Source organism: Novosphingobium sp. AP12, assembly GCF_000281975.1.
In the GTDB taxonomy this organism is placed as follows: Bacteria; Pseudomonadota; Alphaproteobacteria; order Sphingomonadales; family Sphingomonadaceae; genus Novosphingobium.
Genome location: NZ_AKKE01000045.1, coordinates 1 through 12,667, shown reverse-complemented (window position 1 = coordinate 12,667; position 12,667 = coordinate 1). Strand labels below are relative to the sequence as shown.

The 12,667-nt window shown below is 64.5% G+C and carries 11 protein-coding genes and 1 pseudogene; 2 read left to right on the top strand and 10 right to left on the bottom strand.

Annotated elements, in window-relative coordinates:
- Positions 1–118: 118 nt before the first annotated feature.
- The 8 genes and pseudogenes from PMI02_RS08315 to PMI02_RS26330 form a co-directional block, all read right to left on the bottom strand.
- A complete protein-coding gene (locus tag PMI02_RS08315; protein WP_007681453.1) occupies positions 119–1,360 on the bottom strand; it encodes an alginate export family protein in 1,242 nt (413 codons plus the stop codon).
- Positions 1,361–1,499: 139 nt separating this feature from the next.
- A complete protein-coding gene (locus PMI02_RS08310) occupies positions 1,500–3,197 on the bottom strand; it encodes an ABC transporter ATP-binding protein (protein ID WP_007681451.1) in 1,698 nt (565 codons plus the stop codon).
- Positions 3,198–3,215: 18 nt separating this feature from the next.
- Positions 3,216–4,229: an ABC transporter permease gene (locus tag PMI02_RS08305; RefSeq protein WP_007681450.1), complete on the bottom strand. Its 1,014-nt coding sequence runs from the start codon at positions 4,227–4,229 to the stop codon at positions 3,216–3,218.
- A 24-nt stretch (positions 4,230–4,253) separates the two neighbouring features.
- On the bottom strand, positions 4,254–5,672 hold the full coding sequence (locus tag PMI02_RS08300; protein ID WP_007681449.1) for a CmpA/NrtA family ABC transporter substrate-binding protein: 1,419 nt from the start codon (positions 5,670–5,672) through the stop codon (positions 4,254–4,256).
- A 530-nt stretch (positions 5,673–6,202) separates the two neighbouring features.
- Complete coding sequence (locus tag PMI02_RS08295) at positions 6,203–7,411, bottom strand: ABC transporter substrate-binding protein (protein WP_007681448.1); 1,209 nt, start codon at positions 7,409–7,411, stop codon at positions 6,203–6,205.
- Positions 7,412–7,442: 31 nt separating this feature from the next.
- Positions 7,443–8,021, bottom strand: coding sequence for an ANTAR domain-containing response regulator (locus PMI02_RS08290; RefSeq protein WP_007681447.1), 579 nt, complete (start codon positions 8,019–8,021; stop codon positions 7,443–7,445).
- A gap of 152 nt (positions 8,022–8,173) precedes the next feature.
- Positions 8,174–9,262: a glycosyltransferase family 2 protein gene (locus tag PMI02_RS08285; protein WP_238539033.1), complete on the bottom strand. Its 1,089-nt coding sequence runs from the start codon at positions 9,260–9,262 to the stop codon at positions 8,174–8,176.
- A gap of 4 nt (positions 9,263–9,266) precedes the next feature.
- Positions 9,267–9,596: pseudogene (locus PMI02_RS26330) on the bottom strand (IS21 family transposase); the annotation flags it as partial.
- 134 nt (positions 9,597–9,730) lie between these two features.
- On the opposite strand from PMI02_RS26330, the gene PMI02_RS28165 reads away from it, so the two are divergent.
- Entirely contained in the window at positions 9,731–10,027 is a 297-nt protein-coding gene (locus PMI02_RS28165; RefSeq protein WP_081496658.1) for a family 16 glycosylhydrolase, read from the top strand.
- A gap of 177 nt (positions 10,028–10,204) precedes the next feature.
- Complete coding sequence (locus PMI02_RS08275; protein WP_007681439.1) at positions 10,205–11,548, top strand: MFS transporter; 1,344 nt, start codon at positions 10,205–10,207, stop codon at positions 11,546–11,548.
- Between the two features lie 479 nt (positions 11,549–12,027).
- On the opposite strand, the gene PMI02_RS08270 is transcribed toward PMI02_RS08275, so the two are convergent.
- Positions 12,028–12,330, bottom strand: coding sequence for a hypothetical protein (locus tag PMI02_RS08270; protein ID WP_007681437.1), 303 nt, complete (start codon positions 12,328–12,330; stop codon positions 12,028–12,030).
- 35 nt (positions 12,331–12,365) lie between these two features.
- Positions 12,366–12,584: a hypothetical protein gene (locus PMI02_RS08265; RefSeq protein WP_007681435.1), complete on the bottom strand. Its 219-nt coding sequence runs from the start codon at positions 12,582–12,584 to the stop codon at positions 12,366–12,368.
- Between the last annotated feature and the right edge of the window lie 83 nt (positions 12,585–12,667).

Below are 12,667 nucleotides of genomic sequence, written 5' to 3'. Positions count from 1 at the left end.
AGGCGCTGGTTCGTCCGGCGGTGGACGAGCGCTCTATCGCTGATCGATGTGTACCTGATTCGGTATGGTTGCGGCAAGCGAGTTTTTGCGGTGCAACAAGTAAAGGTGTCCGATCCGGTCAGTATGCGATTTCGAGGCTGAGCCAGAACTTCTCCACGTCCCCCGTGGCGGGCAAGGAAACCGCATCATAGCGCGCGTACTTGGCGAGCACGGCGAACTGGCTGAGCCTGAAGGTGACCTGCGCGTCCCATTCGCTGCCGTATTCGATGTTGCCCACGTCACTGTCGAACTGGTGCCAGGTGACGTTGGCGGCGACGCTCTTGAGTGCGCCGAAGTCGCCCAGCTTGTATGTCGCGCTGGCGTAGGCGTCCTGCAGGCCCTGCGCGGGCGTGGTCAGGAAAACGTCGGCGGTGCCGTTGAACTTGTGCAGCGTGGCCAGCGGGGTCTGGAGCGCGAAGCCGTTGTCGGCGCCCAGCTTCTCGTATCCCCCGGCGAGGCGCAGGCCCCCGACCGTCAGGCCAGCTTCGCCCGCGATGTAGTCTGCGGCGTAGTCTTTCGCCGTGGTCTTCCAGTCGGACTGGCGGGCGTAGGAGGCGGTCAGGTCCAGCTTTGCGGACTTGCCCAGCGGAAAAGCGCCGGTAGCGCGCGCGCCATAAGTCTTGCTGGAACTGGCGACCTGCAGCGGGTCATCGTAGTCGAGGAGATAGGCGAAGCCCTTCAGGGCCAGCGGCCCGGCCTTCAATTCCGCGCCGCCGAAGAAGAAGTTGCCGTCGTAAGACTGGCGAGGCCCGGATTCCGATCCAAAGATCGTCCGCTGGTCCCAGCTCCACGTCGCGTCGAGCGCCACGGGGCCGATCCTGGCCTCGCCGCGCACCGCGTCGAAGGTCTGCTCGTCCTGCCGCCAGCCGACCGAGCCGACCCAGCGCTGGTCGTCGAGGTTGATGCGCTGGCGGCCCACGGTGACGCCCGTGCCCTTGACCTTGTAGGCGATCTGCAACCGGTTGAGGCCGACCGTCTCGGGATCGGGGACCACGGAGCGGGCCGGCCGGTACTGGCCGCTCGTGCCGTTGGCAAAGGGGAAGGCGTTGTACCCGTCCGCCAGTGCGAGCACGCCCTCGCCCTCGGCCAGCAGCAAGAGATTGTTCAGCTTGACCTCGGCCCCGGCGCGGACGCGCAGGGTGACGGCATCGGCATCGCGGTCGGCGCCCGGTTGGTCGACCGATTCCCAGCGCAGACGGGCATCGACGATCGGGTCGATGGTCAGGTCGTCGCTGACCCGCACCGGCGCACCGGGCGCGGCAAGGACGGGGGTGGCGGTGATTGCTGCGGACAATGCTGCAAGCGAAATCGCGGTCTTCATGGGTGTGCCCTCCGAAACTGGATCGAAGACAGACGCCATTGCCCGCCGTGTTCACGTCGCGCGTCGATCGACGGACGCCCTTGCCCGCCGCCGCCCCTCACGAGCGCGCGCATTGCCAGCCCTTCAACGCATTCGTAACTCAGGCCGCCTTCGCCGCCGGCCCGTGGTCGTACTCGGCGAGGAAGTGCAGCACCTCCTGCCGGTACTGGTAGAACTTCGGATCATCGAGCAGCGCCTTGCGATCGCGCGGGCGCGGCAGATCCACCTTGAGCACCTTGCCGATCGTGGCGTTGGGCCCGTTTGTCATCATCACCACGCGGTCGGCGAGCAGGATCGCCTCGTCCACGTCGTGCGTGACCATGATCGCGGTGACCTTGGTGCGGTTCCAGGTTTCGACCAGCACGTCCTGCAGGTCCCAGCGCGTCAGGCTGTCGAGCATGCCGAAAGGCTCGTCGAGCAGCAGCAGGCGGGGCGAAAGCGCGAAGGCCCGGGCGATGCCGACGCGCTGGCGCATGCCGTTCGACATCTCCGCCGCCATCTTGTCCATCGCGCCGCCGAGGCCGACGCGGCCGAGGTAATAGTCGACGATATCGCGCCGCTCGGCCTTGCTGGCGTGGGGGTAGACCCGCTCGACGCCCAGCGCCACGTTCTGCCGCGCGGTGAGCCAGGGCATCAGGCTCGGCGCCTGGAACACCACTGCCTTGTCCGGCCCGGCGGCGTCGATCTCGCGGTTGTCTAGGACGATGCCGCCCGCGCTGATCGCGTTGAGCCCCGCCGCCATCGTCAGCACGGTCGACTTGCCGCAGCCCGAGTGGCCGATAAGCGAGACGAATTCGCCCTTGCCCATCAACAGGTTGAAGTCCTCGACCACGGTGAGAGGCCCCTTCGGCGACGGATAGACCTTGTGCAGCCGGAAGAACTCGAGATATCGCCGCTCGACCGCCGAGCTGCCCGCCGCGACATAGGCTGCCGGCAGTTCGATCTCCTGCCGCCCGGCAAACAGGTCGATCGGCGCGACGACCGGAAGCGCCACCGCGGCCTCACCGGCGCCCGCCCCCCGCTCGTTCAGCGCGCCGAGATATTCGACGATATCCTTGCGCAGCGCCTGGAAGTGCGCGTCGTCGTTCACCGCCTCGCGGTCGCGCGGGCGCGGTACGTCGACGGTGAACAGCCGCCCGATCGTCGCGGCGGGCGCTGGGGTCAGCACCGCCACGCGGTCGGCCAGCAGCAGCGCCTCGTCGACGTCGTTGGTGACGAGGATGATGGTGCGCCGCTCCTCCTTGCGGATGCGCTCGATCTCGTCCTGCAACTTCGCGCGGGTCAGCGCGTCGAGCGCGGAGAGCGGTTCGTCCAGCAGCAGGATTTCCGGCTCCATGGCGAGCGCGCGCGCCACCGCCACGCGCTGCCGCATCCCGCCCGAAAGCTGCGAAGGCTTGCGGTCCATCGCATGGCCGAGGCCAACGAGTTCCACCTTCTGCCGCACCAGCGCAGCGCGCTCCGCCTTCGAACGCTCGGCATGCACCGCGTCCACCGCCAGCGCGACGTTCTTCTCCACGCTCAGCCACGGGAAGAGCGAGTACGACTGGAACACCAGCCCCCGGTCCTTGCCCGGTCCCTTCACCTGCTCGCCGCGCAGCATTATCGCGCCCGCATCGGGCTCGATCAGCCCGGCAATGGCCGAGATCAGCGTGGTCTTGCCCGCGCCCGAGAAGCCGAGGATGGCGATGAACTCGCCGTCCTCCACGTCGAGATCGACGCCGCCCAGCACGCGGCTGACTTCGCCCGACTTGCCGATGTAGTCCTTTGTGACGCCCTGCAGCGAGAGGATCGTGGCCATTGTCGCGTGCTCCTTCGATCAGACGGTGCGGTTGCGGCTGACGAGCGCCTGGAGGCTCATCATCACGCGGTCGAGCAGGAAGCCGATCAGGCCGATGACGACGACCGCGAACATGATCCGCGCCAGCGACTGGCTCGATCCGTTCTGGAACTCGTCCCACACGAACTTGCCGAGGCCCGGGTTCTGCGCGAGCATTTCGGCGGCGATCAGCACCATCCAGCCCACCCCCAGCGACAGGCGCATCCCGGTGAAGATGAAGGGCAGCGCGCTCGGCAGCACGAGGCGCGTCAGCTTCTGGAACGCGCCCAGCCGGAGCACACGGCCCACGTTCAACAGGTCCTTGTCGATCGAGGCCGCGCCGATCGCCGTGTTGATGAGCGTCGGCCAGAGCGAGCACAGCATCACCACGATCGCCGAGATCACGAAGCTCTTGGCCAGCACCGGATCGGCGCTGGTCACGGTCGCGGACACCACCATGGTCACGATCGGCAACCAGGCGAGCGGGCTGACCGGCTTCATGATCTGCACCAGCGGATTGATCGCGGCGTTGAACAGGGGCGAGAGGCCGGCGGCCAGACCGATCGGCACCGCGCAGATCGTCGCCAGCACGAAGCCCAGCGCCACCGTCTCCAGCGAAGTGAAGACCTGGTCGACGAAGGTGGGCGAGCCCGAATAGTCGAACGCGGCGGCCTGCGTGCCGGCGGCGATGCGCGCGTCCTGGTCGGCGTAGAACTGCACTTTCGCCTCGTTCGAAGCCTGCCATTCCTCGAACAGAGCCCCGCCCTGCGCGGCGACTTCCACCGGCCCCGGCAGCGCGCCGAGCGAGGTCTGGACCATCGGCGCCAGCGCCGCCCAGAGGCCGAGGAACGCGGCGATGCCCAGCAGCGGCGCCAGCAGCGCCCTGGCGTGGCGGGCGAGCGCGAGTTGCAGCGTGCCCGGCACGGCAACGGCGGGAGCCTTGCGCAAAGCGGTCATTGTCGTCTCCGGGGCGGCCTGTCCGACCGGCTCGATATCAGCGAAAGCGGTTGCCATCGAAATTCTCCTCGGGAGGTCGGATCAGTAGCCGGTCACGCCCGAAGCGGTGACCTTCTGGCCCTGCTTCAGGCCGATCCTGAGCGACTGGATATAGGCGTTGGGCTTGTGCCCATCGTAGGGCACATGATCGATGAACCCGGTATCGAGCGGCTTGAAACCGTCGGTCTGCGGGATCGCTGCGGCCGGGATGACCTTGCGGTCGGCCAGTGCCTTCGCCGCAGCGAGGTAGAGGTCGGGGCGATAGACCGCCCTGGCCTGCGCGGCGTACCAGGCGTCGTCGTGATCCACCGAAAGCTGACCCCAGCGGCGCATCTGCGTCATCGTCCAGATCGCATCGGAGTAGAACGGGTAGCCGGCGAACCTGTCGAAGAATACGTTGAAACCGGCCGCATCGCGCGTGTCGCCGGGGCCGAATGTGAACTTGCCCGTCATCGACGCGGCGATCACGTCGGCATCGGCACCGACGTAGTTCGACCGGCTCAGGATCTGCACCGCTTCGGCGCGGTTTCTGCCGCCGTCCGCATCGAGCCATTGCTGCGCCTTGATGATCGCGCGCAGCAGCGCGGCGGTGGTGCCGGGGTACTTGTCGGCGAAATCCTTGCGCAGGCCGAGGACCTTCTCCGGATTGTCGTGCCAGATCTGGTCGTCGGTGATGACCGGGACGCCGATCTTCTTCTTCACCGCCGCCTGGCTCCACGGCTCGCCGACACTGTAGCCCTCGATCGTGCCGGCCTCGAGCGTCGCGGGCATCTGCGGCGGCGGCGTCACCGAAAGCTGGACGTCCGCGCTGGTAGTGCCGCCGACGTCGCCGGGCAGGTAGTAGCCCGGGTTGAGGCCGCCCGCCGCGAGCCAGTAGCGCAGCTCGTAGTTGTGCGTGGAAACCGGGAAGACCATGCCCATCTTGAAGGGCTTGCCCTCCTGCCGGAATTTCTGGACGACCGGCTGCAGCACCGATGCCGAAATCGGATGGACCGGCTCGCCGTCGGCGCCCTTGGGCAAAGTGGGTTCGATCAGGCTCCAGACGCGGTTCGACAGCGTGATCGCGTTGCCGTTGAGGTCGAGGCTGATCGGCGCGATCATCTCCGCCTTGGTGCCCAGCCCCAGTGTCGCCGCGATCGGCTGCCCTGCCAGCATGTGCGCGCCGTCGAGCTGTGCGCCGATCACGCCGTCGAGCAGGACCTTCCAGTTGGCCTGCGGCTCCAGCATGACGTTGAGGCCCTCCTCGGCGAAGAAGCCCTTTTCCTTGGCGATGGCGAGGGGCGCCATGTCGGTCAGCTTGATGAAGCCCAGCTTGAGCGAAGGCTTTTCCACCCCGCCGGCGACGACCTTGGCAGCCTCCGTCGGTGCGTCGCTCTTGCCGCAGCCTGCCAGCGCGGCGCCTGCCATGAGTGCGACCGCCGCCGCCTGCCGCGTGAAACCGTTCCCCCGAACCTTGCGCATCGAAACCAACCCCGCCTGACGGCAAAACGCGAAAAAGCCGCCTCGACGTAAAGTCCGGTTGGACTACATCGGGCGGCCACGTTGCCACTGTTCTTGAAAGCCACGGAACGGTGCTTGAGGGTTCCCTTCCTTGGGAGCCGACCGTTCTGCTTGCCCGACATGTAAGCGATTCGCCGACTTGGCGTAAAGCGCTTTTTTGCAGCGCAGCACGTTTCGCGCCTTTCCGATGCTTACCCGGAAGCCCGCAAGTGCGGAGAAGAAACGGAAAAATTCGGCCGTTCTAAATTCGTCGCCTTCGCTTCGGCTACTCCTCAGGCGATGCCGGTCGGCGGACGGGCGACGAGGTCGCCAACCGATTTTCCTACACCGCCAGGCGATGCTACCTTCGCGCAGGGTTCTTTCACATCGTCGGAATCGCCTCTGCCCCGGCCTACAAGGAAGATCGCACGCGCATGTATTTCATCAACAAACCCCCAGCCCGAAGCGGCGGCGAAATGGCCTGCGATTAAATTCCAGTCACCCGCGGCGTCTTACGGCAGCCCTGCAAGATAGCCCTCGATGTGATGCGGATCGAACACCTTGCCGTCGAAGAAACTGTTCGCTTCCAGCATCATGGCACCCTGCTGCGTCCCCACCACGGTCCGCGCGGCAAGGCTGCCCTCAACCTTGGAGCTGGCGCCGGGCAGCGGCTCCCCGGTTCCCAGCAGCGCGGCGCGGTAGACGTCGGGCCGGAACACCCGCGCCGCCTTCGCCGCATCGCCGGCGTCGAATTGCAGCGAATCCCAGCGCACCATCTGCGTGTAGAGCCACTCCGCCTGGCTGACCCACGGGAAGTTCGCCGCCTCTCGATACTGGAACATGAAGTCCGGATAATGGATCAGCGCCCCGCCGCGCGCGATCAGCAACTGGTCAGAAATCGCCCGCCGGATCAGTTCAGCGGACCCGTCGAGATACTCCGGCCGTGCGAGGATCGCCGCGTTCTGCTCCCAGTTCGCAGGATCCACGAAATGCGCTCCCGCCCGGCAGAGCGCGCGGATCAACGCCTCAACCGCATCGCGCTTCTCGTCGAGCACGGGCTCGCGCATCGCCAGCACCTTCTCGACGCCGCGCCGCCATATCTGCGCAGTGGAAAGCACGATCTCACCCGCCCCCTGCTCCACCGCGACGCTGTTCCACGGCTCGCCCACGCAGATGCCATCGACATCGCCCTGCGCCAGCGCATCGGCGCAGAACGGCGGCGCCACCGTCGTGATCTCGACGTCGCGATCCGGCTGGATGCCGCACGCAGCGAGCCAGTAGCGCAGCATGTAGTTGTGGCTGGAATAGCGATGGACGACGCCGAACCGCAGTGGGTTTCCCGCCGCGAGCCGTTCCTGCACGATCTTGCGAAGCCCAGCCCCTACCTGCGCTGGCTCACCGATGCGCCCTTCCGGCCTTACTCGCTGCGCCAGTTGAGGCCGCAGGGTGACCGCGTTGCCGTTGAGCCCCAGTACGAACGGGACCGCCAGCGGCTGCGCCGGCCTCCCCCGCCCCAGAGTGGTCGCAATCGCCAGCGGCACCACGAGATGCGCGGCATCGCTGTGACCGTAGAGCAATCGGTCGAGCACCGTCGCCCAACTCATGTCCTTGACGAGCCGCAGGGAAACACCTGCCTCTTCGGCAAATCCATGCTCGTGCGCCAGGATGGGCAGGCAGGCATCTACCAGCGGCAGGAAGCCAATCGTCAGTTCGCTCGTCACGCGAGTACTCTCCCGGGATGGGCGGTGCACATCATGCGCCTCCCATAAGCTTGTGCGCAGTCACGATCGCCTCGGCAATGTCGACGATACGCTTGCCTTGGTTCATCGCCGCCTTGCGCATTTCCGCATAGGCCTTGGGCTCGGGCAATCCGCGAGTGTCCATCAGAATGCGCTTCGCCTTGTCGACGGCGTCGCGCTCGGCGAGTTGCCCCTTGGCTTCAGCCAGATCCCGCTGCAGCCTGGAGAATGCATTGAAGCGCGTAACCGCGAGATCGAGAATCGGGCGGATCCTGTTCGGTGCAAGGCCATCCACGACGTAACTGGAGACGCCGGCATCGACGGAGGCGATGATCGACTCGTCGTCCGACTCGTCGACGAACATGGCGATCGGTCGCTGCAAAGCTCGGCTGACCGCGAAGTATTCTTCCAGCACGTCCCGAGACGGATTGCCCAGATCCATCAACACGATGTCAGGATCGAAACCCGCGACGCGGGCCAACAGCCCACGCCGATCGGTCACCACAAAAAGCTCGCAGTCTTCCAGAGTCGCAAGACCCTCCTGGATGATCGAGGCGCGTGCAGCGCTTTCGTCGATAATGGCAATGCGCATTGAAACGGCCTTGTGCAGCGCAGCAGCCCGACTTGGCAAGTCCGTCCACGCCTCGACTGCCGCGTCGTCGTAACGCGGTGTGACGGGTTGACCTACGCAGCCAGGAACCGAGGCCAGGACGGCGAGGCGGCCCACGATAAACAGTCAGCCCGTCAGAACGCCTGCAGCGCCAGCTGCATTTCAGATCGCAACGGCATCTCCTCAGGCATCTCGGACACATCGCTGGCCGGAAGATCGTCAAAGTCGAAGCAAAATGAGCGAGGCCCCGCCGGCAACGGGCTTCTGGACAGAGCCTCTCCGATGAAGCCCAACGACCATGCCGCATGCATCGTCACGGCGGCGATGCCGGCTCCCGCGCCGCACATCGATCTTGCGCGACAACCCAATAGCAGCCCGATGCCCAACGCGCCGACCATCCAGCAAAGGACCGGCGATACGAGCAGGAGCGCCTCGGGATGCAGCGGTGCCAGCGAAATGCCTGCCAAGCCTGCAAGCATAGCGGGAATGATCCCCAACGGGAGTAGCTGACGTACCTTGATGGGTGCCGGATGACGCTTGAGGTTGCGCGCACGGCCTTTCCCATAGTTATGGTACTGGCGAAATAGCGAACCTATCGATTTGCGAGGGAAATAAAATATCGCAGCTCGTGGCTCCAGCCATATCCGCCCACCTGCTGCAATCAGCCTGCGGTCAAGTTCAGCGTCCTCGTTGGCGGCAAAATGCTCGTCATACCCGCCGACGGCCATGAATAGACGCAGGTCGAAAAGGGCGTGGTGTCCATGGTCCACCCACTGTGCAGAGCCCATGTGCCGGTGCGGCGCACCGCCCGTGCCCAGGACCGAATTCTGCGCCGCCGCCGCAGCCTTCTGGAAGCAGGTGTGCCCGCTCGTGACCATGGGTACCACTACGGAAGTCGCGCTTGTCTCCCTCGCAGCTTGGCACAGACGATCGACGAAATGATCGGGATATTCCGCATGCGCGTCGATGCGTAGCAGCCACTTGTGGCCTATGCCGAAACGACGTGCAGCGAGGTTCAATGCTGCGCTCTGAATACGGCGGGGGTTGTCGAGCAGAACCAGGTTTGCGTGATTCCTGCTCAGGTCGGTGACGATCGCGCGGCTGCCGTCCTTGCTGCCGCCATCCGCCACGACCACGAGCGCGCCCCCCGCATTGCGCAGTAACCCTACCAATAGGGCCGGTAGATGTGCTTCTTCGTCGAGACACGGTACGACTATCAGCACATCGCTGAAGCTCGGTCCGCCACCGCCGGGCAAAGGCGGCCACCCGGTTATAAGAGCCATCGTAACCCAGCTTCACCAGATCAACGTACAACTGCTTAAAGATCCGCTTCTGTTTGTGTGATTTCTTGGATTCCACCCGCAGCCAAGCCGTCAGCTTCTCGGCAAATGGGGCGAGTTTGCTCGGCCGGACCGGAACCTTGAAGCTGGGCTTAAGCGCATCAGAACGCAGATATTTACGGATGGTGTTACGAGATAGGCCAGTCCGGCGCTTGAACTCCCGAATGGAAATCTCCTGCCGGAAATGCCACCGGCGGATCACACTGAGTAAGTCCATGTCGATCACTCCACGACCCTCCGTCTGGCAGCCGGAGGCGAGTAAAACATGGGTCAATTCTCAATGGAAATTTATACGCCCCCCGGGTCACTTCTTAGTGCAATCAACAGACAGGGCGATCCACGCACGATCTTCTGTACGGTGATCGCGGTCCAACGGAAGCAGACGAAACGAGTACGCCTCCAGTTCGACGCTTCGGCGGCCACCATCGATATGGGCTTTTGTGGGGCCCTCAGGAATTGACCTGGTTCGTCGATCGCCAACCTGTCGCAACCGCGCCGACGGTTGCTGCGCGGAATGAGCGGGATGCCTATCTGATCGCCAACCTTGCGGTGGCCGGCGCCTGGGGCCGATACGCCGACCAGACAACCAAATTTCCGGGCAAGTACGAGATTCGCCGGATTACTGCCTGGCGCTATCCTTCCTTCTGATCCGACAGCAACGCGAGTGACATTCCGGCCCACCGAAGACCTACTCCAATCCGAAACCGGCGGGGCGCTATCACTGTCAAACCAATCCCCCCTATCCTTCTAGCGACTTGAGTCGCGTTGAATGCGCTGCAACATGTCCCTGCGCCGCCAGCGTCGAAGGGTTAGGATGTGGAAGCAATGGATCACGAGCACACCGCCGATCTCCCCTATCTGCGGAAGGTGGTTGGCGCTTCGATGGCCGGGACCATCGTCGAGTGGTACGAGTTCTTCCTTTACGGGACCGCGGCTACACTGATCTTCGGTAAACTGTTCTTTCCGGCGACTGGCAACGAGCTCGACGGCGTCATCGCCGCTTTTGCGACTTATGCTGTGGGCTTCATCGCCCGGCCGCTTGGGGGCATTGTTTTCGGGCATATCGGAGACAAGATCGGGCGAAAGTCGCTGCTCCAGTTCAGCCTCATGCTTATCGGGTGTTCCACGTTCCTGATGGGGTGTCTGCCGACCTTCTCCGGTATCGGCTACTGGGCGCCGGTCCTGCTGGTGACGCTCCGCTTCGTTCAGGGCTTCGCACTGGGAGGCGAATGGGGCGGCGCGGTCCTGCTTGTGGCAGAGCATAGCCCGAACCGCAGCCGAGCATTCTGGGGCAGTTTTCCGCAGGCCGGAGTACCGCTGGGCAACCTGCTGGCTACGATCGTACTGCTGGTGCTGTCCGCGACCCTTTCCGACGCGGAGTTCCTGGCGTGGGGCTGGCGTATCGGCTTCTGGCTTTCGGCCGTGATCGTCGGCATCGGATACTACATCCGGACCCAGGTAACGGACTCGCCGATCTTTGAAGCAGCCAAGGCAGAGGCGGAGGAGCGCGCGCACGCCGGCTACGGCCTTGTCGAAGTGTTCCGCCGCTATCCCCGCGGCGTTTTCACCGCGATGGGACTGCGCGTGGGAGAGAACATCCTCTACTACATGGTCGTGACCTTCTCGATAACCTACCTCGCGCATATCGGCGTTCGGACCACGAGTATCCTGACCCTTCTTTTCTGCGCGCACATCCTGCACGCCGTGGTTATTCCGTTGTTCGGCGCGTTGGCCGACAGGATTGGGCGCCGCCCAATCTACATCACAGGCGCTGCGCTCACCATGGTGTGGCCATTCGTGGCCTTTCCCATGTTCGGGACCGGCAGCCTGCTCGTCATCCTCTGCTCGATCTTCCTGGGCATGATCGTGCACGCCCTGATGTATGCGGCCCAGCCAGCGATCATGGCCGAGATGTTTCCGACGCGCATGCGTTATTCCGGCGTCTCGCTTGGCTACCAGGTCACGGCAATCTTTGCCGGATCCTGGGCCCCCCTCATCGGAACGGCGCTGCTTCGCGAATACGACGACTGGCTGCCCATCGCGTGCTATATCCTCGTGGCCGGCGCGGTGAGCTTGTTCTCAGCCGTCATGATGTCGGAGAGCAAGTATGTGTCTCTGCTGGCGATCGACCGCGAAGACGAGCGGCGATTGGCAGAAACTTCGCGCTGAATCATGCTATGCGGCGAGAAAGCGCATGAGCGTCCGCGTCGCGTGGTTGCCTTTCGAAATAGCCAACTCACAAGCAGGTCACCAGCGTCCATCAACACGAGAGATCAGCGGAGCGGGAATGGCGTGCGTTCGCAAGGCGATGCAGTCCGGCCGAAGTGGCAGCCATGAAGTCCATACCGTGAGCACGCCTCCATGGCGGTCATACCTCAAAAGCGACCAGCCCGTCGGCTGCCAAGGGGCGAGTGTCGGCGTGGCGATTCGCTGAAGCGGGCGCCAGCGAATCGCGATCCCCCCTTTTTCGGCAAGATGGCCGCCAGCACCAGGATTGCTGCTGGCGGGAGCGAAAGCCGCCTGCCGCCCGGCAGCGGCCACCGCGCGCCCGCGACCAGCGCGACGAGCGCAAGCCCTCCGGCTGCGGCGGCACATCGCGCCAAGGCCCGCGACACGGGGAGGCGCGGATAAAGCCAACCAATCCCCATTCACGCAGCAAATTTGCGCAGAATTCGCTGCGTGAGGAACTGCAACTCCGGCGGCAGGGCACCATGCAACGCTATTCCAAGCGCGACTGTTAAGGCCAGCAGTGCAATGCCCAGAGCCACCCGCTTGCCCACGTCCGATATCGCCAACGCCGACGCAAAAAGCAGGTAGAACGCTATCTCCAGATTCAGCGACCACCCTAAGAACAGGACTGGCCGCACGGTGCCATCGGCTGGCAGGTGCGGCACGAAGGCGAGCGAACGCTGCAGCGCGTCAAAATCCGCGCGCGTGCCGCCAAGCAGCACGGGATCGGCCAGCGCCAGAGTGAAGACCGCCAGGATCAGCAGCCAGTAGAGCGGCGCGATGCGAGATCACTCTGCTGGCTAAAAAACGCCCCGAGGAAACCGACCCTCGCGACGTGGGTGTGCATCATGATGAAGCCGTTGATCACGAAAAAGAGGTCGACACCCACTGCGAACAGATCGAAAAAAGCGCCTCCCTGGCCGAGCGCCGCGCCCAGCACCTCGAGGTGGACGATTGCGACCAGCAGCGCAGCCATGACGCGCAGGGCCTAAATATTGACAAGCATCGCGTGAAACCCCTCGAAGCCGCGACACCTGATACCAACGGCCCTAGACATTG